Raw genomic sequence first — 24,667 nt, forward strand, 5'->3', positions numbered from 1 at the left:
GTGTCGGCGGGACGCACAGGCGCTTCCGCGCTGACGGCCCCCGGGTGCCGGCGGGCGGAACCGGCGCGTCGGAACCTCCGGCGGGGGCGGGCGGAACGTCGGAAACTCCGGCGGGGCGGTGGCACCCCGTGTAAAACCCTTCGACGCGGGACGTCCCGCCCGCCATGATCGGGGACATGTTCCGGCCCGCCTTCCTCGCAGACGCCACCGCAGCAGCGGTCGCGTCGAAGGCTGCCTGCGAAGCACGGGGCGCATCCGATGCCCCGGCCGTCCGGAACGCATCCTTCGACGGCGCCCGACGCTGACCCTCCCCGGACCGACGTCCGGTGGGACCCCGCACGGGGAGGGTCGGCCAGGCCCCGGGGTCCTCAGACCGACCGGCGTCCCAGGAGGAGACACCGTCATGTCCAAGCAGGCGTACGTACGCACCAAGCCGCATCTGAACATCGGCACCATGGGCCATGTCGACCACGGCAAGACCACCCTCACCGCGGCCATCACCAAGGTCCTCGCCGACCGCGGGACCGGCACCTTCGTGCCGTTCGACCGGATCGACCGGGCGCCGGAGGAGGCGGCCCGCGGCATCACCATCAGCATCGCGCACGTCGAGTACGAGACCGCGACCCGGCACTACGCCCACGTGGACATGCCGGGCCACGCCGACTACGTCAAGAACATGATCACCGGCGCGGCCCAGCTCGACGGCGCGATCCTGGTGGTGTCGGCCCTCGACGGGGTGATGCCGCAGACCGCGGAGCATGTGCTGCTGGCCCGGCAGATCGGTGTGCGGCACATCGTCGTGGCGCTGAACAAGGCGGACGCCGGCGACCCGGAGCTGACCGACCTGGTGGAGCTGGAGGTGCGCGAGCTGCTCGGCACCCACGGCTACCCCGGCGAGGAGCTGCCGGTGGTGCGGGTCTCCGGGCTGCGCGCGCTGGACGGCGACCCGCGCTGGACGGCGGCGATCGGCGAACTGCTGGACGCGGTCGACGCCTACGTGCCGGTGCCGGTGCGCTACACCGACGCGCCGTTCCTGGTGTCGGTGGAGAACGTCCTCACCATCACCGGGCGCGGCACCGTGGTGACCGGTGCGGTGGAGCGCGGGCGCGTGGCGCCCGGCGACCGGGTGCAGCTGCACACGGCCACGGGCGAGGTGCTGACCAGCGTGGTCACCGGTCTCGAGACCTTCGGCAGGCCGATGGACTCGGCGCAGGCCGGTGACAATGTGGCGCTGCTGCTGCGCGGAGTGCAGCGCGGCCAGGTGCGGCGCGGCGACATCGTCGCGGCGCCGGACAGCGTGGTGCCGCACCGCCGCTTCACCGCGCGCGTCTACATCGTGCCCGCGGCGGAGGGCGGCCGGCACACCCCGGTCGTCACCGGCTACCGGCCGCAGTTCTACATCCGCACCGCGGACGTGGTCGGGGACGTCGACCTCGGCCCGGCCACGATGGCGATGCCCGGCGACACCGCCGAGGTCACCGTGGACCTCGGCCGCGCGCTGCCGCTGGAGCCCGGGCTCGGCTTCGCCATCCGCGAGGGCGGCCGCACGGTCGGCGCGGGGACGGTGACCGCGCTGCTCTGAGCCCTGCCGCTGCCCGGTACGTTGTCACGTACCGGGCAGCGGCAGGCGTGCGCGCGAGAGGCGGGACAATGGCCGGGTGGATCAGGACAACGACCGGCCGGAGCACGCCCCGGACCCCGCATCCGAGCCGGTGGCGGGTACCGGGCCCGAGCCCGTGCCGGTGGTGCGGGCGGTGGACTTCGGCACCGCCAGGCTGCTGCCGGACATCGACCGCGCACGGGCCTGGCTGCTCACCGTGGACGAGGCACCGCAGTCGTACGTCGACCTGGACGACCCGGCGCATCTGGAGTTCGAATACGTGCGGCGTATCGCGTACGCCGTGCAGGCCGGCTTCGCCGAGGGCGAGCCGCTCGACGCGGTGCACCTCGGCGGCGGGGCGATGACGCTGGCGCGCTGGCTCCCCCTCGAACGGCCGGGCTCGCGCCAGCACGTGGTCGAGGCGGACCGTGGGCTGGCGGCGCTGGTCGCGGAGGTCCTGCCGCTGTCCGACCCCTCGGTGACCGTGGACGTCGCCGACGCGCGGGCCTGGCTGGCGCAGGCGGGCACCGCGTCGGCGGACCTCGTGGTGGCCGACGTCTTCGGCGGCTCCCGGGTGCCCGCGGCGCTGACGTCGGTGGAGTTCGTACGGGACGCGCTGCGCGTCCTGCGCCCCGGCGGCGTCTACCTGGCGAACGTCGCGGACGCCGCGCCCTTCGCCTTCCTGCGTTCGCAACTGGCCACCGTGCGGGCCGCGCTGGCGGACGTCGGTGCGGACGGAGGTGCGTCCGACAGTGCGGGCGGAGGTGCGTCCGGCGGCGACCTGTGCCTGCTGGCGGAGCCCGGTGTGCTGCGCGGCCGCCGCTTCGGCAACGCCGTCCTGGTCGCGAGCCGCCGCCCGCTGCCGGTCGAGGCGCTGTCCCGGCTCTGCGCCGCGGACGCCTTTCCGGCCCGCGTCGTGCACGGGGCCGCCCTGGCCCGGCTGACCGGTGGCGCGCACCCGGTGGACGACGCCTCGGCGACGGCCTCGCCCCGGCCGCCGGAAGGCGCGTTCACCGTCGGCTGACCCCGCCGCCGGCCGGAGCCTCACGGGCCGCGGACGCTGTCACCGTGCAGGTCCCTTCACCGTGCCGTCCATCGCGGGCGCGGGCGCGGGTTCGGGGACGGCGTCCGGCAGGTGCGGCCTGCGCTCCATCCGGCGGACCTCGGGCACGAAGAGGATCAGCACGGTCAGCAGGACGATCAGCGCGGCCGACCCCCACAGCGCCGCCGTGCGCCCGAAGAGCGAGGCCGACGGCCCCGCCAGGGCCACCGCAAGCGGGGTCAGCGCCACCGAGCCCATCCAGTCGTAGGCCGACACCCGGGACATCAGGTCCCCGGGGATCTCCTGGTGCAGCGCGAGCATCCAGTTGACCGCGAAGACCTCGATCGCCACCCCGCCGGTGAACATCACCGCGGCCAGTGCCCAGGCCGGCAGGCCGAGCGCCAGCGCGACCGCGGGCAGGGCCAGCGGGAGGACGCCGAGCGAACCCGCGACCAGCATCCGCCGCGGGCGCCAGCGCATCATCAGCAAGGCGCCGCAGGCCGTCCCCACCCCGCCGGCGGCGAGCGCCAGGCCCCAGGGGCCCGCGCCGCCGAGGCGTTCCCTCGACACCAGCGGGCCGTAGACCGCCTCGACGGCGTTCACCATGCCGTTGACGACGGAGAACTGCAGCACGATGCCCCACAGCCACATACGGGACGCCACCACGTGCCAGCCCTCGCGCAGCTCGCGGAGCATGCCGCCGGACTGCGCGGCCCTCGCGGTGTGCGCGACGTCGATACGGGCCCGCATCGCCGCGGCCACGGCGAAGCCCACCGCGTCGACCGCGAGCACCCAGCCCGCGCCGAAGGCGGCGACCAGCGCACCGCCCAGCGCGGCGCCGCCGATCCCGGCGGCGTTGGTGGCCAGCCGGTAGACGGAGAAGGCCTGGGAGGCGTGCGCCGGTTCGACGGTGGAGAGCACCATGCCCTCGGAGGCGGGGGTGAAGAACGCCACGGCGCCGCCGCCGACCGCGGTCAGCGCGGCCATCTGCCACAGCGTGGCGTGCCCGGTCAGCACCAGGGCGGCGAACAGGGCCTGCGAGCAGGCGTTGACGACGTTGGCCACCGCCATCACCCGCTGCCGTGGCAGCCGGTCCGCGACCGCCCCGCCGACCAGCAGCAGCACCACCATCGCCAGGGTGCGGGCGGCGGCCACGAGGCCGACGTCCGTGGCGCTGCCGCCGGACTCGATGACCGCGAAGGCCGCGGCGATCGTGGCTCCCGAGTTGCCGGTGCTGGTGACGAACGACGCGCCGACCAGCAGCCGGAAGTTCCGCCCGGCCCAGGGCGGGAAGCGCGGCCGGAGCCCGCCGTCGTGTTCTGCCATCAGGGGACTATCGCCGACCCCCGGTGGACTGCCAACCCATTAACCGGCGGCGGCCGCTCGTCGTCGGCCGCCGCGCGGATCACTTCTTCATCGGCCGGATGGAGCTCTTGATCTTGTCGATCACCGACTGCGTGATCTGGTCGGGCACGCCCTGCCGGGCCCACAGCACCCACACCACAGGGGTCGGCTTCGCCTGCGCCGGGTCGAGCCAGGACACGGCGTAGGCGATGCCGTCCGAGGCGCACTTGTCGGTCTTGGGCACCGAGGTCATGGTGGCTTGTGCCTGCCAGCCCGTGATCCCGTAGGCGTTGTGGAAGGCCTTGCTGTTCAGCGCCTTGGAGACGGTTCCCTTGCCCTTCTCCTGGAAGGCCCACTTCGCCCAGGCCCTCGCCTCGTTCTCGGCGGCCGCCTGGAGGCTGGACGCTCCGGCGCCGCCCTTGGTGCCGGAGCCGGCGTCGGCGACCTCGTTGTTGCCGACCTTGCAGGCGGTCTCCTTGTAGTACGCGGGCGCGCCCACCGCGACCTGGAGCTTGCCGGAGTCGTCCGCGAAACCGATGGTCATGCTCTCGCTGCCCAGCGTCCAGTCAGGCGGCACGTCGAAGACGGAGTTGCGCTCCTGGCGCTTGACCGGCTGCCAGCCGGGGATGACCGCCGACACGTCGTACTCGCCCGCCGGGCCGCGCGGGTCGTCGCCGCCGGTGGATCCCGTGTCCTGGGTGGCGGTCGGCGTGGGCGTGGGGGGAGCGGAGGAGGTGGTCGGGGCGGGCGGCGTGGTGGTGTCCCGCGCGTCGGTCTTCTTGTCGCCGCCGGAGACGACGGCCACCGTGACCACCACCGCGGCGATCACCGCGAGGGCCACGCCGACGGCGATACCGATGGTCGCCTTGCTCCGGCCGCCGGACGGCGGCCTGCCGTCGGGGCCGCCGGGCACCGGGGGACCCCAGGCCTGCGGAGTGGGGTAGCCGCCGGGCGGCGGGGGTGCCTGGTAGCCGGGCTGCCCGTAGGGGGAAGGGGTCCCGTACGGCTGCGCGGGCGGGTACGGCTGCTGGGCCGGCGGCGGACCGTACGGCTGCGCGGGGGGCTGCTGTCCGGACTGGGGGTGGCCCGGCTGCTGGTACCCGGGCCGGGCGTAGGGATCAGGCGGCTGCCCGTACGGTCCCTGCGGTTGCTGGGGCGGATTGCCCGGTGGGTTCTGCTGTCCGCCGGATTGTCCACCGGGCTGCTGGTCTCCTGGCCACATGGCTGGAAACACTAGGGGAGCGGGGCCGGTGGTTCCATGCCGGACTGGCCTACCGGCTGGTAACATGCGGGCATGTCCGACACCTTGCCCTCGATCGGCGAACTCCTCACGGCCACCGTGCCGATGGTCCGCACGCTCCGCCTCGAATACCTGGAGACCACCGCGGAGCGCGCGGTGCTCGCACTGCCCGACGACCCCGACTACCACAACCACGTCGCCGGGCCGCATGCCGGCGCGATGTTCACCCTCGCCGAGTCGGCGAGCGGTGCCGTCGTGCTCGCCGCCTTCGGCGACCAGCTCGGCAGGGCGGTGCCGCTGCCGGTGCGTGCCGAGATCGGCTGGACGAAACTGGCCAGAGGCCGGCTCACCGCCACCGCCGTACTCGGCCGCCCCGTCTCCGAGGTCGTCGCGGAGCTGAACGCGGGCACCCGGCCGGAATTCCCCGTCGAGGTGTCGGTGCAGCGTGCGGACGGCGCGGAGACCTCGCACATGACGATTGTCTGGACCCTGCGCCCCAACGGCTGACGGGGCGGAGCGGCTCCCGAGGCCGGAATGCTGCGGCCTGCCCGTCGGTTAGTCTTCCTGGGTGCGCGCTGTGCGCGCACCGTCCGACCGTTGTCGTGGGGAGGGACCGGCAGTGCACGTCCAGGACTGGCTCAACGACATCCCACCGGTCGCCGTGTACCTGATGGTGGGTCTGGTGGTCGGGCTGGAGAGCCTGGGCATTCCGCTGCCTGGCGAGATCGTGCTGATGACGGCGGCCCTGATGTCGTCGCAGGGACACGCCAACCCGTGGCTGGTGGCCACGAGCGCGATCATCGGCGCCGTCGGCGGCGACTCCATCGGCTATGCCATCGGTCACAGGGGCGGCAAGCCCTTGCTCGACCGGCTCGGCAAGCGCTTTCCCTCGCACTTCTCACCTGGCCATGTGGCCACCGCCGAGCGCTCCTTCCAGCGCTGGGGCATGTGGGCGGTGTTCTTCGGCCGCTTCGTGGCGCTGCTGCGGATCTTCGCGGGCCCACTGGCCGGAGTGCTGAAGATGCCGTACGGCCGGTTCCTGATCGCCAACGCGCTGGGCGGCATCGTCTGGGCCGGCGGCATCACCGCCGTCATCTACTACGTCGGCCAGGTCGCGGAGCCGTGGCTCAAGCGGTTCGGCTACGTCGGGCTCGGCATCGCGGTGCTCTTCGGCATCGGCTCGCTGGTCTTCGTCAAGCGCCGGGCGGCCAAGGTGCAGGCCGAGCTGGAAACGGCGCCGGAACAGGACGTCGAAGTGGCGGTCGCACAGCCCGGCGAGTGAGCCGCGCCGCACCCGGGCCGCGCCCGCTCACCGTAGCCGCGCAGGACCCGCGGGCGCCGCTCGTCGCCCGGACCGCGTGCGCCGTCAGCCCCGGCCGTCGCCGACCGCGTCCCGGTGCACCTCGGCCAGCGCCACGTAGTGCTCGGCGTTGAGCCGGACCACCGCACGCTCCTCCTCGGTCAGTTCCCGCCGCACCCGGGCAGGGACCCCGGCGACCAGCGAGCCAGGCGGCACCTGCATCCCCTGCGGCACCAGTGCCTGCGCGGCCACCAGGGAACCCGTCCCGACGCGGGCGCCGTTCAGCACCGTCGCACCCATCCCGACCAGCACCCCGTCCTCGATCACGCAGCCGTGCAGCACCGCGTTGTGCCCGACGGACACGCCCTCACCGACGACCACGGGGAAGCCCAGGTCGGCGTGCACCGAGCAGTTGTCCTGGATGTTGGAGCCGGCCCCGATCGCGATCGACTCGCAGTCGCCGCGCAGCACCGCGTGGTACCAGGTGCTCGCCCCGGCGCCGAGCGACACCCTGCCGAGCACCACCGACGTGGGCGCGACATACGCCGCCGGGTCGATCTCCGGCCGCGCGCCGAGGATGCCCGCGACCAGCGCGCCCGGTGCCGTGTGCCGCTCACCCGTACGGTCTGTCATCGGTTGACGTCCTCCATGCCGGTCCGCCGCTGTCCTCCGGCACCGTATACGGTGAATCCGTGCCCAGGAATGAGAACGTGTTCCTTTCCGCGACCGGGGCGGTGACCACGGCCGCGGCCGCCGTCGTCGCCTGGCGGCGCCGGCTGGCGTCCCGTCTGCTGCACCGCGCCCGGCGCTGGGCGCAGAACGCCGGCGCGGTCACCGCGGAGCGGCCCGGACTGCTGCACTTCGGCCGGATCGGCCCCGGCACCCGGCTCGCGCACCCACTGGGCACCGTCTTCGGCGAGCGCTGGATCCACCTCGGCGACCACTGCATCATCGGCGAGCAGGTCACCCTCACCGTCGGCCTGATGCCCACCGACGCCGTCCCCGGCGGCGATCCCGGCACGGGGTTCGGCCCCGACCCGGTGCTGCGACTGGGCGACGGGGTGGTGCTCGGCCGCGGCAGCCATGTCGTGGCGCTCGCCCCCATCACCCTCGGCGAGAAGGTCTACTGCGGGCCGTACGTCTATCTGACCAGCATCAACCACTCCTACGACGACATCGGCCGCCCGATCGGCGAGCAGTGGCCGCGCACCGCTCCGGTCGAGATCGGTGCGGGCAGCTGGCTCGGCGCGGGCTGCGTGATCCTTCCCGGGGCCCGGCTGGGCCGGAACGTGGTGGTCGCGGCCGGCGCCGTCGTGCGCGGTGAGGTGCCGGACTTCGCGGTCGTCGCCGGCGCTCCGGCCAGGATCGTCCGCCGCTGGGACGCGGGCACCGCCAACTGGCAGCCGCCGCTGCGCACCCCGGCGCCCACCCCCTTCCCGCTCGATGTCGCCCCGGAACAGCTGCTGGACACCGGGGAGTTGGAGCAGCAGGCCTGAGGCCTTGCCGATGGCCACCGGCGCGGTTTGTTAGATTCGCCCCATGCGCGCCCCCATCGGAGACTTCGACGACGCCCTGCCCGCCACCGAGCGCCGTGAACTGCTGCCCCCGCCGGTGGCGGCGGCCGTCACCGCCGAGATGATCCATGTGGACACCGACCCGGAGAAGGCCGACACCGCCGTCTTCGTCGCCACCTACGGCGAGGACCTGCTCGAGCACTCCGCGAACTGCGTGGTCGTGGCAGGCAAGCGCGGCCAGGACGTCACGCTCGCCGCCTGCCTGGTGCTGTCCACCACCCGGGTCGACGTCAACGGCGCGGTGCGCCGCCATCTCGGCGCCCGCAAGGCGTCCTTCGCCTCGATGGACGCCGCGGTCGGCGGTACGGGGATGGAGTACGGCGGCATCACCCCGGTCGGCCTGCCCGCCGACTGGCCGCTGCTGATCGACGCGGCGGTCGCGGACACCCCGTGGGTGCTGGTCGGCAGCGGGGCCCGTCGCGGCAAGCTCATCGTGCCGGGCAAGACGCTCGCGGCACTGCCGGGCGCGGTGGTCATCGAAGCCCTCGGGGTCTGACCTCCCGGAGCCCGGATCGGCCAGGACCGCATCGGCGCGTCCCGGCCGCCGGGCACCTCCGCCCGCGTCAGGCCAGCTGCGGAATCTCGATCGCGGGGCAGCGGTCCATCACCATGTCGAGCCCGGCGGCCGTGGTGCGCTCGTACGCCGCCTCGTCGACCACCCCGAGCTGGAACCACACCGCCTTCGCGCCGATCGCGACGGCCTCGTCCGCGACCGGGCCCGCCAGGTCGGAGTTGACGAAGACGTCCACCACGTCCACGGGGAACGGGATGTCGGCCAGCGAGGCGTACCCCTGTTCGCCGTGCACCGGCTCGGCCTTCGGATGCACCGGCACCACCCGCTTGCCGAAGCGCTTGAGCACCGCCGCGACGCCGTACGCCGCCCGCGCGGTGTTGTTCGAAAGACCGACCACCGCCCAGGTGTCGCCGCTCTCCCTGAGGATCTTCCCTACCGTCGCCGCGTCGCCGTACACGCCGTCCTCCGCACTCTCGTCCTACCTGCTGGAACCCGCGGGAACGGCCCGCCATTCCCGGGCTCCGGGCTCCGGGACAGCCCTTAGGGTGGAGGGATGGCGGAGCGGTATCTGACGGTGGCGCGCGCGGGCGTGCACGAGAGCGAGATCAAGCGCTCCCGTTTCCTGTGCGCCCTCGCGCCGGCCGCCGACGAGGAGGCGGCGCAGGCCGTGATCCGCGATGTCCGCAAGGCGCATCCGACCGCGAGCCACAACTGCTTCGCGTACGTCATCGGCCCCGACGGGCGGCTGCACCGGGCGAGCGACGACGGCGAGCCCGGCGGCACCGCGGGCACCCCGATGCTCCAGGTACTGCTCGGCCGCGAGGTCCGCGACACCGTCGCGGTGGTCACCCGGTACTACGGCGGGATCCAGCTCGGTGCGGGCGGCCTCGCCCGCGCCTACGGCGGCGCGGTCTCGGCCGCGCTGGACGAGATCGGCACGGTCGAACGCCGCCGCCTTGCGCTGCTCACCGTCACCGTCGACCACGCGCGCGCCGGACGGCTGGAGAACGATCTGCGCTCCGCCGGCCACACCCTGCGCGACGTCCGCTACGGTGCCGAGGTGGTCCTCGCCCTCGGGGTGCCCGAGAGCGAGGTGGCCGCCTTCAGGTCCTGGCTGGCCGATGTGACCTCGGGCGCGGCGGCCTGCGAGGCCGAGGGCAGCGCGTACGTGCAGGTGTGACTCGAGGCGGCCGCGTCACCAGCGCGGGGACTTCCGCTCGTACGACGGGTCGATCCGCTGCATGTACCCGGTGTCGTCCCGCTCACGCAGACCGCAGCGCAGGTACTGCTCGTGCAGCCGGGCCAGTGCGTCGCGGTCCAGCTCCACGCCGAGGCCCGGCGTGGTCGGCACCCGCACCGCGCCCCCGGCGAACTCCAGCGCGCCGGGCACCACGACCTCCTCGGACTTCCACGGCCAGTGCGTGTCGCAGGCGTAGGTGAGGTTCGGGGTGGCGGCGGCCAGATGGGTCATCGCGGCCAGGCTGATGCCGAGATGGGAGTTGGAGTGCATGGACAGGCCGAGGTCGAAGGTCCGGCAGATGCCGGCCAGCAGCAGGGAGCGCTGGAGGCCGCCCCAGTAGTGGTGGTCGGACAGCACGACCTGCACCGACTCGCGGGCCACCGCGGACGACAGCTCGTCGAAGGCGACCACGCACATGTTGGTCGCCAGCGGCATCGGAGCCCGGCGCGCCACCTCCGCCATGCCCTGCTGGCCGGGTGTGGGGTCCTCCAGGTACTCCAGTACGCCGTCGAGCTCGCCCGCGACCCGGACCGAGGTCTCCACCGTCCAGGCCGCGTTCGGGTCCAGCCGCAGCGGAACCCCGGGGAATGCCTTGTGCAGCGCCCGTACCGCCTCGACCTCCTCCTCCGGCGGCATCACACCGCCTTTGAGCTTGATCGCGCCGAAGCCGTACTCCTCGGTCATCCGCCGCGCCTGCGCGACGATGCCGTCCGGGTCGAGCGCCTCGCCCCACCCGTCGGGTTCCGCGCCGGGGTGGCCCGCCCACTTGTAGAACAGGTACGCGCTGAAGGGCACCGTCTCGCGCACCGCGCCGCCGAGCAGGTCGCTGACCGGCAGCCCGCCTGCCTTGCCCTGGATGTCCAGGCAGGCGACCTCGAAGGGGGCGAAGACCCGGTCGGCGGTGCTGCTGCTGGTGATCATCCCGGTCAGCCCGTGCCCGTCGGAGCCGGTGTCGCCGCCGAGCGCCTCGGAGATCCTGCGGTGCATCCCGCCAAGCGTGTGCACGTCCATGCCGGTGATCACCTCGACCGCCGCGCGCAACCGCCGCAGGTGCCCGTCGTCGGCGTAGGTCTCGCCGAGACCGGTGATGCCCTGGTCGGTGTGCACCTCGACGATCGCCCGCAGCGCGTACGGCTCGTGCACGCCGACGGCGTTCAGCAGTGCCGGGTCGTGGAAGGCGACCGGGGTGATGTCCACCCCGGTGATCCGGATCCCGCCGCTCATCGGGTGGCCTCCGTCGCGCAGATCGCCCGCCCCGCCTCGATGATCCTGGCCAGCTCCGCGAGATCGTCGGGTGTCGGGTCGGTCAGCGGCGGCCGCACCCCGCCGACGTCGAGGCCGCCCATCCGCACCGCCGCCTTGACCAGCGCGACCGCGTAGCCGGGGGTGCGCTCCCGCAGTGCGATCAGCGGGTGGAAGAAGCCGGCCAGCAGCCGCTGCACGGTCGCGTCGTCGCCGGTGGTCACCGCCCGGTGGAAGGCGAGGGAGATCTCGGGCGCGAAGCAGAAGACCGCGGAGGAGTAGAGCTCCACCCCGATGCCGCGGTAGGCGGGCACCGTCCCCTCGGCGGTGGGCATGCCGTTGAAGAAGCGGAAGTCCTTGCCCGCGGCCGCGGTGTCGGCCCGGACCGCGGTGACGATCCGCGACAGCAGGTCGAGGTCCCCGAGGCCGTCCTTGAAGCCGACGACCCGCGGCAGCCGGGCCACCTCGAGTGCCGAGGCCACGTCGAAGCGGGCGCCGCCGCGCTGGTAGACGATGACCGGCAGCTCGGTGGCGGCGGCCACCTGCGCCACGTACGCGACCAGGCCTGCCGGAGGTCCCTGCACCAGGTAGGGCGGCATGAGGAGCAGCCCGTCGGCGCCGGCCTCGGCGGCGGCGCGTGCGAAACCCCTGGCGAGCGGCAGCGAGCCGCCGGCTCCCGCGAAGACCGGTACCCGGCCGCCCGTCGCGGCGACGGCGGTGCGCACCACGTCGGCGTACTCCTGCGGCTCCAGCGCGTGGAATTCACCGGTGCCGCACGCGACGAAGACGCCGCCGGCGCCGGCGGCGACTCCCTGCTGTACGTGTTCCGAAAGAATCGGAATATCAACCGAATCTTCTTGGGTGAACGGGGTCACCGGGAAGAAGAGCACGCCGTCGAGCACTGAAGCCTCACTTGTCCATGTACATGAACGCTCATCATGAATGCGAATATCCATGGACTGTAGGCCGCCCCCGCGAACCGGTCAATGGCCAGGCTCGATCCGTCCCCGCGGCTGCTGCCGTCCCGGGCGGCCGTCCCGCGGGCCCGTCGGCCCGGGCGGCCGCGGGACATCGGAGCGACGGGCGGTGACGGTCTTTCCTTATCTCCCATTTGCCGGAAACGCGACGGGAGTTGGTGGCGATCCTCGACGGTAGTTTTCGATACGTCCGACGAAAGGTTCGATGATGCGGTCCTGTCGGGCGGGCGACGCGGGGGCGCCGCCACCGCCTAGAATCCGGATCACTGCGGACATCGAGGAACGGCGAGGGTGAGCGTGCGGGTCGGGGCGGCCGAGTGAGACTGCTGCACACGTCGGACTGGCACCTGGGCCGGTCCTTCCACCGGGTGAGCCTGCTGGACGCCCAGCGGGCCTTCCTCGACCACCTCGTCGCCACCGTCCGCGACGAGCACGTCGACGCCGTGCTCGTCGCAGGCGACATCTACGACCGGGCCGTACCGCCACTGGCCGCGGTCGAGCTCTACGACAGCGCGCTGCACGCGCTCGCGGCACTGGACGTGCCCACCGTGATGATCTCCGGCAACCACGACTCGGCGCGCCGGCTCGGCGTCGGCGCGGGCCTGATGGGCCGGGCCGGCATCCACCTGCGCACCGACCCGGCGACCTGCGACCGGCCCGTCGTCCTGCGCGACACGCACGGCGACATCGCCGTCTACGGGCTGCCCTACCTCGAACCCGCCCTGGTGCGCGAGGAGTTCGGCGCCGCACGGGCCGACCACACCGCGGTGCTCGGCGCCGCGGCCGACCGGGTGCGCGCCGACCTGGCGACCCGGCCCGCCGGCACCCGCAGCGTCGTCATGGCCCACGCCTTCGTCACCGGCGCCGCGCCCTCGGACAGCGAGCGCGACATCACCGCGGGCGGCGTCGGCTCGGTGCCCGCGGCGCTCTTCGACGGCATCGACTACACCGCACTCGGTCACCTGCACGGCTGCCAGGCCGTCACCGAGCGGATCCGCTACTCGGGTTCGCCCCTCGCCTACTCCTTCTCCGAGGAGCACCAGCGCAAGAGCATGTGGCTGGTCGACCTCGGACCCCACGGCGAGATCGCCGCAGAACGCATCGACACGCCCGTACCGCGCCGCCTCGCGCGGCTGCGCGGCCGGCTCGACGCGCTGCTCGCCGACCCCGCCCACGAAGCGCACACCGACGCCTGGGTCGAGGCCACCCTCACCGATCCGGCGCGCCCGCACGAGCCGATGGCCGCACTCGCCAAGCGCTTCCCGCACATCCTCAGCCTCGCCTTCGAGCCCGAGGACCGCGACGAGGACCCCGCCGCCTCCTACGCCCGCCGGCTCGCCGGCCGCAGCGACCGGCAGATCACCGAGGACTTCGTCGCCCACGTCCGCGGGAGCGCGCCCGACCCGCGCGAACGCCTCGTGCTGCGCGACGCCCTCGACACCGTGCGGGCCGCCGCAGCCACCACGGAGCGCGACTGATGCGACTGCACAGACTCGGCCTCACCGCCTTCGGCCCCTTCGCCGCCGAGCAGAGCGTCGACTTCGACGAGCTGTCCGCCGCCGGCCTCTTCCTGCTGCACGGCCCCACCGGCGGCGGCAAGACCTCCGTCCTCGACGCGGTCTGCTTCGCCCTCTACGGCCAGGTGCCCGGCGCCCGGCCCGCGACCAGGCTGCGCAGCGACCACGCGGCGCCGGGCACGGCGACCGAGGTGGTGCTCGAACTCACCCTCGCCGGGCGGCGGCTGGAGATCACCAGGCGCCCCGAGCAGCCCCGGGCCAAGAAACGCGGCAGCGGGGTGACCACGGACAAGGCCGTCACCCTGCTGCGGGAGCGGCGGGACGGGCAGTGGCACGCCCTGTCGAAGTCCCACCAGGAGATCGGTGAGGAGATCAGGCAGCTGGTCGGTATGAGCTGCGAGCAGTTCTGCCAGGTGGTGCTGCTGCCGCAGGGCGAGTTCGCCACCTTCCTGCGGGCGAGCGCCACCGAGCGGGCCGCGCTGCTCGGCCGGCTCTTCGACACCCGCCGCTTCAGGGCCGTGGAACAGCGGCTGAAGGACCGCAAGCACGAGGCCGCGCAGCGGCTCGTCGAGGGCGACCGGGTGCTCGCCGGGCTCGCCGCCCGTATGCGTCAGGCGGCCGGCGACGCCGGCACGGACGGCGAGCCCGCACAGGCCGCGGAATTCCTCGGGTACGCCGCGGTGCTGCGCTGCGACGCCCGAGAGCAGTACGACATCGCGAGCGTCGCCCTCGGCCACGCCGAGCTGTCCCACACGGCCGCGGCGGCCGCCGCGGCGCAGGCCCGCGAGCTGTACGCGCTCCAGCAGCGCCACGAGCAGGCGAGGCGGCGCGCCGCCGCACTCGCCGAGCAGCGCCCCGCCCGGACCGCCGCCCGCACCGCGCTGGCCCGGGCCCAGCGCGCCATGACGGTCGACCCGGCACTGACCCACCGCGACAAGGCCGCGGCCCGGCACGCCGAGGCACTGTCATTCGAACGCGAGGCCGCAGCCGCCCTCGCCGCTGCGGGCGAGCCCGCCCCGCCGGGTGTTCCCGCCCCCCGCCAGAGCCGGGCGCCCCTGGCAGAGGCGGAAGGCCAGGGCGCCGCCGCGTGGCCGGCTTCGGTGCGAGGCGGCGGCACGGGTGACGTCGAGGCTCCGGTGGGGCCGGCTGCGGTGGCCGGGTCCGTGCCGGGCCAGCCGTCTGCGGGCACGGTCGGATCCGCTGCCGCGACGTCGCCCGCCTCGGCGCCGGGCGAGGCTCCCACGGGTCCCGATGGCGCGAGCCGGACTTTCCCGGTGCGGGGAGCCGATGCGGGCGGTGCCGGTGATGTGGCTGGTCCGGGGGCCGCGGGCGGGGACGTATCGGCGCAGGGGGGCGGTGCCGATGGCGCGAGCCGGACTTTCGCGGTGCGGGGAGCCGGTGCGGGCGGTGCCGGTGATGTGGCCGGGCCGGGGGCCGCGGGCGGGGACGTATCGGCGCAGGGGGGCGGTGCCGATGGCGCGAGCCGGACTTTCCCGGTGCGGGGAGCCGGTGCGGGCGGTGACGTGGCCGGGCCGGAGGCCGTGGGCGGGGACGGCGACGGGGCCGGGCTGCGGGCTGAGGCGCTGGCGCGGCGGGCGGGGGAGTTGCGGGAGCTGATCGGGGGGCTGGCCGCGTCCGGGGAGGTCGAGGCGCGGGTCCTGGAGGTCGCGGCCCGCAGGGAGCGGCTGGAGCGCGAGGAGCGGGCGGACGAGGAGGCCGTGCGGGACGCGTACGGCTGGCTGGCCGAGTGGCCGGAGCTGAGGGCCGGGCTCCAGGCGCGCCTTGACACCGCGCTGGAGGCGGCCGCGCGCGCCGGGGACCTGGCGGGCGAGCTGGCCGCCGCCCGACGGCGCCGCGACGCGGCCGTCGAACGGGATGCGCTGGCCGCGGAGTCGGCCCGCGCCGAGCAGAACGCACGGGACGCGCGGGACCGCGCGGGCGACGCGCGCGAAGCCTGGCAGGACCTCAGGGAGAGCCGGATCTCCGGCATCGCCGCCGAACTGGCGGCCGACCTCGCCGACGGCGAGCCGTGCCGGGTCTGCGGGTCCGCCGCGCACCCCGCCCCCGCCCGTCCCGCCGGCCGGCGCGTCACCCGCGCCGACGAGGACGCCGCCTACGCGGCCTTCCAGCGCAGGTCCGCCGACCACGACGCGGCACGCGAGGAGGTCGCCAGGCTGCGCGCGGGACTCGACGCGGCCACCGCGGCCGCGGGCGGGACCGCGAGGTCGGAGATCGACGCCGCCCACGCCCTGGCGGAGGCGGAACACGCCGAGGCGGCGCGCGCGGCGTCCGCCGTGCCGGAGGCCAGGGACGCGCTCGCCCGGGCGGAGGACGAGCGCGACCGGCGCAGCACACACCGGCAGGACGCGCTGAACCGCGCCGCCGCCCGCACCTCGCGCCGCGAGGAACTGGACGAGCAGCACGAGCGGTTGAGCGAGGAGCTGGTCCGGGCCCGCGACGGCCACCCCAGCGTCACCGCCCGCAGGGACCGGCTGGCCGCGACCGTGGCGATGCTGGACCGCGCGGCCCACGCGGTCAGGGAGCGTACCGAGAGCGGGCAGCGCCTCGCGGAGGCCGAGTCGGCGCTCGCGCAAGCCGCGGCCCGTGCCGGTTTCGGCTCGCCCGCCGAGGCCGCCGCAGCCCTGCTGCCACCGCCGCGGCTGTGGGAGGCCGAGCGCACCGCAGCGGCGTGGGACAGGGAGGAGGCGGCGGCCGAGGCGGACCTGGCCGAGGCGCGGCCCGCGGCTGCCGCTGCCCTGCCCGCCGCGGATCCGGCCGCCGCGCAGTCCGTGCTCGACGCCGCCAACCTCCGCCTGCGGCAGGCGTCGGCCGCGGAGTCCGCCGCCGCCACCCGCCGTGCGGAACTCGACCGGCTGGGCGCGGAGGCGACGTCCGCCGTACGCGAACTCGCCCCGGCGCGCGCGGAGTACGACAGTGTCGCCCGGCTGTCGGACCTGGCCTCCGCGACCTCGGCCGAGAACCGCTACCGCATGGAGCTGGAGACCTACGTCCTTGCCGCGCGTCTGGAGCAGGTCGCCGCGGCGGCCGGCGCACGCCTCCAGCGCATGTCGGCCGGTCGCTACACCCTCGTCCACAGCGACGCCCGCGGCGGCGGCAGGACCAAGTCCGGCCTCGGCCTGGTGGTGGTCGACGCCTGGACCGGCACCGAGCGCGACACCTCGACGCTGTCCGGCGGCGAGACCTTCTTCGCCTCGCTCGCCCTCGCCCTCGGCCTGGCCGACGTGGTGACCGACGAGGCCGGCGGGATGCGCCTGGACACCCTCTTCATCGACGAGGGCTTCGGCAGCCTCGACGAGCAGACCCTGGACGACGTCCTCGACGTCCTGGACGGGCTGCGTGAACGCGACCGCACGGTCGGCATCGTGAGCCACGTGGCGGACCTGCGGGACCGCATCCCGGCCCAACTGCACGTCGCCAAGGGCCGGGAGGGCTCCACCCTCCGGCTGCGCACGCGCTGACCGCCCGCCGGGCCGCGCCGCCTGCCGCCTTCACAGGACCAGGGGGCGGCGCTCCAGCGGCGAGGAGTAGACGATGCTGGTGGTGACGGCGCCGAGGCCGGAGATCCGGCCCGTGGTCTCCTCCAGGTGCCGCATGGAACGCGCGGCCACCTTCATCACGAAGCAGTCGTCCCCGGTGACGTGATGCGCCTCCAGGACCTCGGGCGTGCTCGCCAGCAGGTCGTGGAAGGGACGGTAGTTGCCGGTCGGGTAGCGCAGCCTGACCAGGGCGAGGATCGGCAGGCCGATGCGTTCGTGGTCGATCACCGCCGAGTAGCCGGTGATCACCCCGGCCTCCTCCAGCCGGCGCACCCGCTCCGTGACGGCGCTCGGCGACATCGCGACGCTCCGCGCCAGCTCGGCGTAGCTGGCCCTGCCGTCGCGTTGCAGGGCTTCCAGCAGCCGCCAGTCGGTGGCGTCCAGGGAATAAGCGGTCATCCCGGAGGGATACCAGGGGAAAGCCCGGCGGATCAAGCTCAAGCCCAGGGAACCCCACTTCCTGGCATCCGGTGCGGACCGTAGATTTTCCGGCATGACAGCAGACAGCCTCACCGCCGCCGCACCCGCCGTGACCAGCCCCAACGCCGTACTGCGGGTGCCGCCCGCCGCCCCCGCGCAAGCCGCGGCGTACTTCGCCGCGAGCCTGGCTTTCCACACCGACGTCTCGGACGTCGCCGCCGCACTCGAAGACCGCGAGACCGGTGGCGACCCCGGTTTCGTCCTGGTGGACACCCGCAGCACCGAGGCATGGGACCAGGGACACATCCCCGGCGCCGTCCACCTCCCCACCGGGCAGATCCCGCAGCTCGCCGACGCCTTCCTCGACCGTGCGGTCCCCGTCGTCGTCCACTGCTGGGGCCCCGGCTGCAACGGCGCGCAGCGCGCCGCCTTCGCGCTGGCCTCCCGCGGCTACCAGGTCAAGGAAATGCTCGGCGGGATCGAGTACTGGATCCGCGAGGGCTTCGGCTACGAGACGGCGTCGGGCCCGGTCCGGCGCGACCCCGACGCGCTGACCGCGCCGCTCGGCTCCGGGGCCTGCGGCTGCTGAGGCCGGGCTGCCCAGGCGCCCCGGCCGCGGCCCGGGAACCCGCTGGACCCGCCGTGGCCCGATCCGGTGCACTGATCATCTCGCGGGGCGCCCGGCAGCCGCCGCGCCGCCGTGCGCGGCACACGAGGGGGAGGCGCGGTGGCCCGGACGCAGACCGCCCGCAGCCGGGGGCGAACGGACCGGGCCGAGGACCCGCTGAGCGCGTCCGCGCCCCGGTTCCCGGTCGGGATCATCGCCTGGGTGGCGGCGCCCTGGGCCCTGTGGAGCCATTCGGCGCGGCTCGCCGTGCTGGCCGACGTCCTGCTGATCGGCCTGCCCACGGTGTTCGGCGTGCCGGCGGCCAAGAAGCAGCCCGGCCCGGTCCCGGCCACCGCCCGGCCGGCCATCGCACTCGAACGGCTCCAGCCCGTTGCCGCCCGCGCGGCCGCCTTCGCCGTCTGGCCGGCTGCTGCGGCGGCGGCCGCGGCCGCGGCGGTGGCCGCCCTGTCGGTGGCGGCCTGCGTACTCCAGGTCCGCTGCTGGCGCTGGATGCCCGCCCGGCCCCCGGCGTGACCGCCCGCACCGCACCTCGGTGAGGGCCGGGAAGATGGCCCAGGCCTGCCCGCGCCGCACCCCGGCGAGGGCCGGGAAGGTGGGTGGCCCGCGTCCGATCGGGGGGTCAGTCCGGCAGCCGGCGCAGCTCGTACGCGCACAGCTCGCCGCGGTCGGCGACCCGATGGAAGCCGATCCGGGTCAGGACCGCCTGGGACGCCGCGTTCGCGGGTTCCGTCGTGGCCTGCACGAGGTCGACCTCCGGCTGGCCGAGCGCCCACTGGCACAGCGCGCGCGCCGCGTCCGTCGCCCAGCCGGCGCCGCGGCCGGACGCGGACAGGTCGTAGCCGATCTCGACCGCCCCGCCGTCCGGCGGCCCGTGGAATCCGGCGCCGCCCAGCGCCACGCCGTCGACGGTGCGCTGGATGGCGAAGACGCCCCAGCCGGGCCGGTAGAGCCCGGCCACGGCTGCCGCGACCGTCATCGAGGCCGCACCGATCGTGCCCTCGCCCGGCACCCCGTCGATCCATGCCAACCCCGCGGGCTTGCCGTCGGCCAGTTGCGCGGCGTCCTTCGGCAGCTGCTCGCGCAGCGTCAGCCGGCCCTGGATCAGGACCAGCCGGCCGCCGTCGAGGGAAGCGTGCAGGGTCATCTGGCCTTTACCGCCTTGTCCTGGGTGTCACTGGGGTCGCGGGGTGGACGGGGTGCCGGGTGCGCGGCACGGGTTACAGCGCGGAGAGCTCCGCGACCAGGTCGTCGAGACCGAGCGAGCCCTGCGAAAGCGCCGCCATGTGCCACGCCTTCGCGTCGAAGGCGTCGCCGTGCGCGGACCGCGCGGCCTCCCGGCCGGCCAGCCAGGCGCGCTCGCCCAGCTTGTAGCCGATGGCCTGGGCCGGCATGCCCAGGTAGCGGACGATCTCGCTGTCGATGAACTCCGGCTGCCGCCCGCTGTGCTGCCCGAAGAACTCCCTGGCCAGCTCGGGCGTCCAGGCCTCGCCGGGGTGGAAGGGCGAGTCGGCCGGGATGTCGAAGCCGGCGTGCATGCCGATGTCGACGATGACCCGCACCGCGCGCATCATCTGCGCGTCCAGGTAGCCGAGCCGCCGCTCCGGGTCGGTGAGGAATCCCAGCTCGTCCATCAGCCGCTCGGCGTACAGTGCCCAGCCTTCGGCGTTGGCGCTGACCATGCCGACACTGGCCTGGTAGCGGGACAGGTCGCCCGCGACGTGCGTCCACTGGGCGAGCTGGAGGTGGTGGCCGGGCACGCCCTCGTGGTACCAGGTGGACACCAGGTCGAAGATCGGGAAGCGGGTGCGGCCCATGGTCGGCAGCCAGGTGCGTCCGGGCCGGGTGAAGTCCTCTGAGGGCGCGGTGTAGTAGGGCGCCGCCGCACCCCCGGGCGGCGCGATCCGCGCCTCGACCTCCTTGACCCGGTCGGCCAGGTCGAAGTGGGTGCCGTCCAGCGCGTCGATGGCCTCGTCCATCAGGGACTGGAGCCACGCGCGGACCTCGTCGACACCCTCGACGGCCTGCCCGTGCTCGTCCAGGTGCGCCAGCACCTCCCAGGGGTCCTTGCCGGGCAGGATCTTCGCCGCCTCGTTGACCATCTCGGCGTGCAGCCGGTGGTATTCGGACCAGCCGTACGCGTACGCCTCGTCCAGGTCGAGGTCGGTGCCGTTCCACATCCGCGACCAGGTCGCGTACCGCTCGCGGCCCACGGTGTCGGACGCGCCCGCGATCGCCGGGCCGTAGCTGTCGCGCAGCCAGTCGCGCAGCTCGACGAAGGCGGCGGTGGCCGTGGCGGCGGCCGCGTCCAGCTCCTCGCGCATCTCCTGCGGGCCGTCCGCGACGAGCCCGGCGAACCAGCTCTCGGATTCGCCGTTGCCGGTCCACTCACCGAACTGCTCGACCATCGTCTCGACCTGCCGCGGTCCGCCGGGCAGCTTGCGCTCCAGTCCCTCGGTGAGCGAGGCGCGGTAGCCGGCCAGCGCGGCCGGCACGGCGCGCAGCCGGGCGGCGATGTCGGCGAACTGCTCCGCGGTCTCGGTCGGCATCAGCGTGAACGCTTCGCGGATGTGGTGCGCGGGGGAGTTGAGGTTGCTCACCGCGCGCAGGTGCTCGTCCGCCGCGTGCACCGCGAGCTCGGCCGTGAGCCGTTCGCGCAGCAGCCGTCCGCAGCGGCGCTCGATGTCGCTGTCCGCCCCGGGCACGGCCTCGGCCTCGGTGAGCCTGTCCAGGGTGCGGCGGGCCAGCGCGGCCAGCGCGTCGGCTCCGGCCGGCGAGAAGTCGGGCAGCCGCCGGGCTGCGGCGGCGACGCCGAGATACGTGCCGAGCGCCGGGTCGAGTTCGATGAGGTCGTCGACGTACGCGTCGGCGACCTGGCGGGGGAGCGATGAACTGGTGAGATTGGACATGCCGCCATCCTCGTACGAGACCGGGTGCCGCGTCACCATCATTGTGACGTTCGGACCTGACACGGGTGTGTCGGACGGCGTCCGGTCGGTCGGGCGCCGCCGCGCTCAGGCGGGCGGCAGCAGCGGGCCGCAGTCCCACTGCTGGAAGATCAGCCGGGTCTCCACCCGGGCGACCTCGGGCCGCGCGGTGAATTCGTCGACGACCAGCCGCTGGAGATCGCCGGTCCCGGTCACGGCGACCTGCACCAGGAAGTCGTCGGGGCCGGTCAGATGGAAGAGCGCACGGGTCTCGGGCAGCCCGCGGATCCGTTCGACGAAGGGGTCGATGAGGTCCCTGCGGTGCGGGCGCACCTGCACCAGCAGCAGCGCCTCCAGGCCGCGGCCCAGCTTCGCCGGGTCGAGCCGCAGCTGCTGCCCCAGGACGACCCCGCTGCGGCGCAGCCTGGCCACCCGGTCGAGGCACGTCGAGGGCGCCACGCCGACCGCGGCCGCCAGGTCGCGGTAGGTGGTCCGGGCATCGTTCTGGAGCAGCCGGAGTATGTGGAGGTCCACCGGATCGAGTGCGACGGAATCGGACATCGGCCGAACGTAGCACGGGACGATGCCCCGACAGGCCGCCGGGCGTTCAGTCTCGGCGCATGGAGACCACACGGGATGTGACCCCGCCGGCTGCGAGGGCGCTGGCCACGGAAGCGGTGCACGCCGGCCGCGACGACCTCGCGGCGCTCGGGGTGCACGCGGCCCCGATCGACCTGTCCACCACCTACCCCTCCCACGACAGCCGGGGCGAGGCCGAGCGCATCGACGCGTTCGCCGCGACCGGGGCGCGCCTCGAAGGACCGCCGGTCTACGCCCGGCTGGACAACCCGACCACCGCCCGCTTCGAGACGGCACTCGCCCGCCTCGAAGGCACGCAGACCGCGGTCGCCTTCGCCAGCGGCATGGCCGCGCTCAGCGCCTGCCTGCTGGCCAGGTCGGCGGCCGGGCTGCGGCACGTCGTCGCGGTACGCCCGCTGTACGGGTCGAGCGACCACCTGCTCGGCAGCGGGCTGCTCGGCACCGAGGTGACGTGGACCGACCCGGCGGGCATCGCGGCGGCGATCCGGCCGGACACCGGCCTGGTGCTGGTCGAGACCCCGGCGAACCCCACCCTGGCCGAGGTCGACCTGCGGGCCGTGGCACGCGACTGCGGCCGCGTGCCGCTGCTGGTCGACAACACCTTCGCCACGCCTGTGCTCCAGCGGCCGGCGCAGTCCGGCGCGCGGATCGTGCTGCACAGCGCCACGAAGTACCTGGGCGGACACGGGGACGTGCTCGGCGGTGTCGTCGCCTGCGACGAGGAGTTCGCCGGGGTGCTGCGGCAGGTGCGCTTCGCCACCGGCGCGGTGCTGCACCCGCTGGCCGGCTACCTGCTGCTGCGCGGCCTCGCCACGCTGCCGGTGAGGGTGCGTGCCGCGTCCGCGACCGCCGCGCTGCTCGCCGCCCGGCTGGCCGAGGACCCCCGGGTGAGCGCGGTGTACTACCCGCGGATCGGCGGCGCGATGGTCTCCTTCGAGGTGTGCGGCGACCCGCACGCGGTGATCGCCGCGGTGCGCCTGATCACTCCTGCGGTCAGCCTGGGCAGCGTCGACACCCTCATCCAGCACCCGGCGTCGATCAGCCATCGCGTGGTCGCCGCTGACGACCGGGAGAGCGGCGGCGTCGGCGAGCGCCTGCTGCGGATGTCGGTCGGCCTCGAGGACCCCGACGACCTGTGGGCCGACCTCGACAAGGCCCTCGCGGCCGTCTGACCGGCAGGCGTCCCGGCCTGCGGCGCCGCAGCCGGTCGCGCACGTCCCCGTATCGCCGGAACTGCCGCCCTCCGCGGCGGAAGGGCAGGCCGCCGGTGTGCGGGGAACCGTGCGACCGGCCCCGCGCGGCAGCGGGTGCGGCGCGCGACCTGCCGGTCCGCGCGGGGGTTCAGCGCCGGGCCGCGGCCCAGGGGAGGGGCGCCGCCGAGGGCAGGGTCGCGGTGACGACGAGCGTGCCGTCCTCGACCTGGTAGTCCAGCGGGAGTCCCAGCTCCCGCATCGTCGCCACCATGCCGGTGTTGGTCGCGCGGGTCACGGCGTACACGCTCTCGCGGCCCGCCTCCGCCGCCAGTTCGACCAGCTTGCGCAGCAGCAGCGCGCCGACGCCGCGGCGCTGCCACCCGTCCTCGACCAGCAGCGCGACCTCGTTCTCGTCGCCGTCCCAGAGCAGGTGGCCGAGCGCCACCAGGCGGCCCGACGCGGTCTCGACGGCGAGCGACCGGCCGAAGCGCGGGCTGAGCAGGTGGCCGAGGTAGCCGTCGGCGTCCTCGACGGGGCCGTGGTAGCGCAGCGCCAGCGTCCCCGGCGAGCAGCGCTCGTGCATGGCCAGCGCCGCGGCACGGTCCTCGGGGCCCACCCGCCGCACGGTCAGCTCGTTGCCCTCGGGCAGCGTCACGACATGCCGGCTGTCGGGCATCCGCACCCCCAGCCTGGCGTCGAGCTCGACCAGCGCGCGGGCCCTGGCGAACTCGGTCGGGGTGAAGGGCAGATGGTCGCGCCGCACCGTGATCGTGCCGCCCGAGGGGTCCCGCAGCCGCATCACCGTGTCGAGCAGCGCGTCCTGCGGCGGCTCGCCGCCGCCGTCGGCGCCAGGAGTGGACCCGATGGTGCAGCGTCCGAACAACTGCCGCAGCGCCAGCGGCAGTTCGGCTGGGTCCAGGGCGGTACGGGTGGCCAGGGTGAGCATTCTGGTCGGGGTGTCGACCAGGTCGTGGGCGTCGGCCCGCTCCAGCCAGATGGCGGTGCCGCCCGCGTCGGCGACGGTCAGCACCAGAGCGGCGGCCGTCAGCCCCGCGGGCGCCCGCAGCAGGAATTCGTCGACGGTGCCCTCGGCCAGCGGGTGCGTCTGGAGCGTGACGATGTCCACCCGGCTGCCGGCCAGCGCCGTGCACACCGCTCCCAGGCTCCCCGGGGTGTCCCGGACGGTGGTGCGCAGCCGCCACAGCGCGGGCTCGGCGGCCTCCCGGGCGTCGGCGCCCCCGGAGTTCCCGGCAGGGACGGCCGCTGCCGCGGAGCGGCCGGAGCGGCGGGCCCACCACACGTGCGCGGCGGCCGCGGCGAGCAGCGCCGCGGCCGAGGTCATGAGCAGCAGTACGCCGTCCGGTCCGTGGTTGACCAGGTCGGCGATGAGGTCGGCGGTGGCCATCGCGGCGAAGAGCGCGGCCACTTCGGTGAGGTCGCGGCCCCAGTGTCGGCGCCGGGTTGCGGCCCGAACAGGAGGCACAGGAGTCGTATGAGGCATACGCCTACAATGGCGAACCCGTGTTGCGTGATCACGAACATGCCGTGACCAGACGGTAAAGGGCGGATCTTCTCGGTTAACTTACCTTTTCAACGTCTTTGCCGTCCGTTGCCGGTACGAAACCGACCGGACGGGACCCGCGGCCCCACCGCCGGCCGTCCGCACGGGCAGCCGCGCCATGGTCAACCACGGCCCCCACCCCCTACGATGGCCCGACCTCGCCCTCCGCGGACCTGAGCCGCCCTACCCGCGCC

The 24,667-nt window shown here is 74.6% G+C and carries 23 protein-coding genes; 12 read left to right on the forward strand and 11 right to left on the reverse strand.

Going from position 1 to position 24,667, the window contains the following annotated elements; all coding sequences use genetic code 11:
• Positions 1–403: 403 nt before the first annotated feature.
• Both tuf and ACGFMP_RS15730 read left to right on the forward strand, forming a co-directional pair.
• The gene (gene tuf / locus ACGFMP_RS15725; RefSeq protein ID WP_393672881.1) at positions 404–1,582 is read left to right on the forward strand and encodes an elongation factor Tu; all 1,179 of its coding nucleotides are present in this window, start codon (positions 404–406) and stop codon (positions 1,580–1,582) included.
• A 130-nt stretch (positions 1,583–1,712) separates the two neighbouring features.
• Entirely contained in the window at positions 1,713–2,624 is a 912-nt protein-coding gene (locus ACGFMP_RS15730; protein ID WP_393673330.1) for a spermidine synthase, read from the forward strand.
• Between the two features lie 39 nt (positions 2,625–2,663).
• Here the strand turns inward: ACGFMP_RS15730 and ACGFMP_RS15735 are convergent, their stop codons facing one another.
• Together ACGFMP_RS15735 and ACGFMP_RS15740 are read right to left on the reverse strand one after the other, a co-directional pair.
• Positions 2,664–3,968: an MFS transporter gene (locus tag ACGFMP_RS15735; RefSeq protein ID WP_393672882.1), complete on the reverse strand. Its 1,305-nt coding sequence runs from the start codon at positions 3,966–3,968 to the stop codon at positions 2,664–2,666.
• A 79-nt stretch (positions 3,969–4,047) separates the two neighbouring features.
• On the reverse strand, positions 4,048–5,208 hold the full coding sequence (locus ACGFMP_RS15740) for a hypothetical protein (protein ID WP_393672883.1): 1,161 nt from the start codon (positions 5,206–5,208) through the stop codon (positions 4,048–4,050).
• Positions 5,209–5,280: 72 nt separating this feature from the next.
• Here ACGFMP_RS15740 and ACGFMP_RS15745 point away from each other — a divergent pair, with 72 nt between their 5' ends.
• Both ACGFMP_RS15745 and ACGFMP_RS15750 read left to right on the forward strand, forming a co-directional pair.
• A complete protein-coding gene (locus tag ACGFMP_RS15745; RefSeq protein ID WP_393672884.1) occupies positions 5,281–5,733 on the forward strand; it encodes a DUF4442 domain-containing protein in 453 nt (150 codons plus the stop codon).
• Positions 5,734–5,845: 112 nt separating this feature from the next.
• A complete protein-coding gene (locus ACGFMP_RS15750) occupies positions 5,846–6,508 on the forward strand; it encodes a DedA family protein (RefSeq protein WP_393672885.1) in 663 nt (220 codons plus the stop codon).
• 84 nt (positions 6,509–6,592) lie between these two features.
• On the opposite strand, the gene ACGFMP_RS15755 is transcribed toward ACGFMP_RS15750, so the two are convergent.
• Complete coding sequence (locus tag ACGFMP_RS15755) at positions 6,593–7,159, reverse strand: gamma carbonic anhydrase family protein (protein ID WP_393672886.1); 567 nt, start codon at positions 7,157–7,159, stop codon at positions 6,593–6,595.
• Between the two features lie 59 nt (positions 7,160–7,218).
• On the opposite strand from ACGFMP_RS15755, the gene ACGFMP_RS15760 reads away from it, so the two are divergent.
• Both ACGFMP_RS15760 and ACGFMP_RS15765 read left to right on the forward strand, forming a co-directional pair.
• A complete protein-coding gene (locus ACGFMP_RS15760; protein WP_393672887.1) occupies positions 7,219–8,022 on the forward strand; it encodes an acyltransferase in 804 nt (267 codons plus the stop codon).
• 43 nt (positions 8,023–8,065) lie between these two features.
• Positions 8,066–8,596 (forward strand): YbaK/EbsC family protein, encoded by a 531-nt coding sequence (locus ACGFMP_RS15765; protein WP_393672888.1) that lies wholly within the window; start codon positions 8,066–8,068, stop codon positions 8,594–8,596.
• A gap of 67 nt (positions 8,597–8,663) precedes the next feature.
• On the opposite strand, the gene ACGFMP_RS15770 is transcribed toward ACGFMP_RS15765, so the two are convergent.
• Positions 8,664–9,071 carry a CoA-binding protein gene (locus ACGFMP_RS15770; RefSeq protein ID WP_393672889.1) on the reverse strand — a complete coding sequence of 136 codons (408 nt, stop codon included), beginning with the start codon at positions 9,069–9,071 and terminating at the stop codon, positions 8,664–8,666.
• Positions 9,072–9,167: 96 nt separating this feature from the next.
• Between ACGFMP_RS15770 and ACGFMP_RS15775 the strand changes: the two genes are divergently transcribed.
• Entirely contained in the window at positions 9,168–9,794 is a 627-nt protein-coding gene (locus ACGFMP_RS15775) for a YigZ family protein (protein WP_393672890.1), read from the forward strand.
• A gap of 15 nt (positions 9,795–9,809) precedes the next feature.
• Here the strand turns inward: ACGFMP_RS15775 and ACGFMP_RS15780 are convergent, their stop codons facing one another.
• Both ACGFMP_RS15780 and ACGFMP_RS15785 read right to left on the reverse strand, forming a co-directional pair.
• Positions 9,810–11,078 (reverse strand): glucarate dehydratase family protein, encoded by a 1,269-nt coding sequence (locus ACGFMP_RS15780; protein ID WP_393672892.1) that lies wholly within the window; start codon positions 11,076–11,078, stop codon positions 9,810–9,812.
• Entirely contained in the window at positions 11,075–12,052 is a 978-nt protein-coding gene (locus tag ACGFMP_RS15785; protein ID WP_393672893.1) for a 5-dehydro-4-deoxyglucarate dehydratase, read from the reverse strand. The genes ACGFMP_RS15780 and ACGFMP_RS15785 overlap by 4 nt, the downstream gene beginning before the upstream one ends.
• Positions 12,053–12,390: 338 nt before the next feature.
• On the opposite strand from ACGFMP_RS15785, the gene ACGFMP_RS15790 reads away from it, so the two are divergent.
• Together ACGFMP_RS15790 and ACGFMP_RS15795 are read left to right on the forward strand one after the other, a co-directional pair.
• Positions 12,391–13,551 carry an exonuclease SbcCD subunit D gene (locus tag ACGFMP_RS15790; RefSeq protein ID WP_393672894.1) on the forward strand — a complete coding sequence of 387 codons (1,161 nt, stop codon included), beginning with the start codon at positions 12,391–12,393 and terminating at the stop codon, positions 13,549–13,551.
• Entirely contained in the window at positions 13,551–17,069 is a 3,519-nt protein-coding gene (locus ACGFMP_RS15795) for an AAA family ATPase (protein ID WP_393672895.1), read from the forward strand. Before ACGFMP_RS15790 ends, ACGFMP_RS15795 begins: the two co-directional genes overlap by 1 nt.
• Positions 17,070–17,099: 30 nt before the next feature.
• Here ACGFMP_RS15795 and ACGFMP_RS15800 read toward each other — a convergent pair whose 3' ends face one another.
• Positions 17,100–17,546: an Lrp/AsnC family transcriptional regulator gene (locus ACGFMP_RS15800; protein WP_393672896.1), complete on the reverse strand. Its 447-nt coding sequence runs from the start codon at positions 17,544–17,546 to the stop codon at positions 17,100–17,102.
• A gap of 94 nt (positions 17,547–17,640) precedes the next feature.
• Here ACGFMP_RS15800 and ACGFMP_RS15805 point away from each other — a divergent pair, with 94 nt between their 5' ends.
• Positions 17,641–18,156: a rhodanese-like domain-containing protein gene (locus ACGFMP_RS15805; protein ID WP_393672897.1), complete on the forward strand. Its 516-nt coding sequence runs from the start codon at positions 17,641–17,643 to the stop codon at positions 18,154–18,156.
• Between the two features lie 138 nt (positions 18,157–18,294).
• On the forward strand, positions 18,295–18,708 hold the full coding sequence (locus tag ACGFMP_RS15810) for a hypothetical protein (protein WP_393672898.1): 414 nt from the start codon (positions 18,295–18,297) through the stop codon (positions 18,706–18,708).
• 106 nt (positions 18,709–18,814) lie between these two features.
• On the opposite strand, the gene ACGFMP_RS15815 is transcribed toward ACGFMP_RS15810, so the two are convergent.
• The 3 genes from ACGFMP_RS15815 to ACGFMP_RS15825 form a co-directional block, all read right to left on the reverse strand.
• The gene (locus ACGFMP_RS15815; RefSeq protein WP_393672899.1) at positions 18,815–19,339 is read right to left on the reverse strand and encodes a GNAT family N-acetyltransferase; all 525 of its coding nucleotides are present in this window, start codon (positions 19,337–19,339) and stop codon (positions 18,815–18,817) included.
• A 73-nt stretch (positions 19,340–19,412) separates the two neighbouring features.
• The gene (locus ACGFMP_RS15820) at positions 19,413–21,101 is read right to left on the reverse strand and encodes a DUF885 domain-containing protein (RefSeq protein ID WP_393672900.1); all 1,689 of its coding nucleotides are present in this window, start codon (positions 21,099–21,101) and stop codon (positions 19,413–19,415) included.
• A gap of 105 nt (positions 21,102–21,206) precedes the next feature.
• A complete protein-coding gene (locus tag ACGFMP_RS15825) occupies positions 21,207–21,680 on the reverse strand; it encodes an Lrp/AsnC family transcriptional regulator (protein WP_393672901.1) in 474 nt (157 codons plus the stop codon).
• 59 nt (positions 21,681–21,739) lie between these two features.
• Between ACGFMP_RS15825 and ACGFMP_RS15830 the strand changes: the two genes are divergently transcribed.
• Positions 21,740–22,891 carry a trans-sulfuration enzyme family protein gene (locus ACGFMP_RS15830; protein WP_393672902.1) on the forward strand — a complete coding sequence of 384 codons (1,152 nt, stop codon included), beginning with the start codon at positions 21,740–21,742 and terminating at the stop codon, positions 22,889–22,891.
• Between the two features lie 169 nt (positions 22,892–23,060).
• Here ACGFMP_RS15830 and ACGFMP_RS15835 read toward each other — a convergent pair whose 3' ends face one another.
• Complete coding sequence (locus tag ACGFMP_RS15835; RefSeq protein ID WP_393672903.1) at positions 23,061–24,413, reverse strand: GNAT family N-acetyltransferase; 1,353 nt, start codon at positions 24,411–24,413, stop codon at positions 23,061–23,063.
• Between the last annotated feature and the right edge of the window lie 254 nt (positions 24,414–24,667).

It is taken from the genome of Streptomyces sp. NPDC049040, assembly GCF_043197715.1.
In the GTDB taxonomy this organism is placed as follows: domain Bacteria; phylum Actinomycetota; class Actinomycetes; order Streptomycetales; family Streptomycetaceae; genus Actinacidiphila.

Coding starts and splice junctions, on each gene's coding strand:
- ACGFMP_RS15825 (WP_393672901.1), bottom strand. CDS start 21,680: ATGTCCGATTCCGTCGCACTCGATCCGGTGGACCTCCACATACTCCGG.
- ACGFMP_RS15820 (WP_393672900.1), bottom strand. CDS start 21,101: ATGTCCAATCTCACCAGTTCATCGCTCCCCCGCCAGGTCGCCGACGCG.
- ACGFMP_RS15755 (WP_393672886.1), bottom strand. CDS start 7,159: ATGACAGACCGTACGGGTGAGCGGCACACGGCACCGGGCGCGCTGGTC.
- ACGFMP_RS15785 (WP_393672893.1), bottom strand. CDS start 12,052: ATGGATATTCGCATTCATGATGAGCGTTCATGTACATGGACAAGTGAG.
- ACGFMP_RS15835 (WP_393672903.1), bottom strand. CDS start 24,413: ATGCCTCATACGACTCCTGTGCCTCCTGTTCGGGCCGCAACCCGGCGC.
- ACGFMP_RS15740 (WP_393672883.1), bottom strand. CDS start 5,208: ATGTGGCCAGGAGACCAGCAGCCCGGTGGACAATCCGGCGGACAGCAG.
- tuf (WP_393672881.1), top strand. CDS start 404: ATGTCCAAGCAGGCGTACGTACGCACCAAGCCGCATCTGAACATCGGC.
- ACGFMP_RS15795 (WP_393672895.1), top strand. CDS start 13,551: ATGCGACTGCACAGACTCGGCCTCACCGCCTTCGGCCCCTTCGCCGCC.
- ACGFMP_RS15765 (WP_393672888.1), top strand. CDS start 8,066: ATGCGCGCCCCCATCGGAGACTTCGACGACGCCCTGCCCGCCACCGAG.
- ACGFMP_RS15805 (WP_393672897.1), top strand. CDS start 17,641: ATGACAGCAGACAGCCTCACCGCCGCCGCACCCGCCGTGACCAGCCCC.
- ACGFMP_RS15800 (WP_393672896.1), bottom strand. CDS start 17,546: ATGACCGCTTATTCCCTGGACGCCACCGACTGGCGGCTGCTGGAAGCC.
- ACGFMP_RS15745 (WP_393672884.1), top strand. CDS start 5,281: ATGTCCGACACCTTGCCCTCGATCGGCGAACTCCTCACGGCCACCGTG.
- ACGFMP_RS15830 (WP_393672902.1), top strand. CDS start 21,740: ATGGAGACCACACGGGATGTGACCCCGCCGGCTGCGAGGGCGCTGGCC.
- ACGFMP_RS15780 (WP_393672892.1), bottom strand. CDS start 11,078: ATGAGCGGCGGGATCCGGATCACCGGGGTGGACATCACCCCGGTCGCC.
- ACGFMP_RS15735 (WP_393672882.1), bottom strand. CDS start 3,968: ATGGCAGAACACGACGGCGGGCTCCGGCCGCGCTTCCCGCCCTGGGCC.
- ACGFMP_RS15775 (WP_393672890.1), top strand. CDS start 9,168: ATGGCGGAGCGGTATCTGACGGTGGCGCGCGCGGGCGTGCACGAGAGC.
- ACGFMP_RS15815 (WP_393672899.1), bottom strand. CDS start 19,339: ATGACCCTGCACGCTTCCCTCGACGGCGGCCGGCTGGTCCTGATCCAG.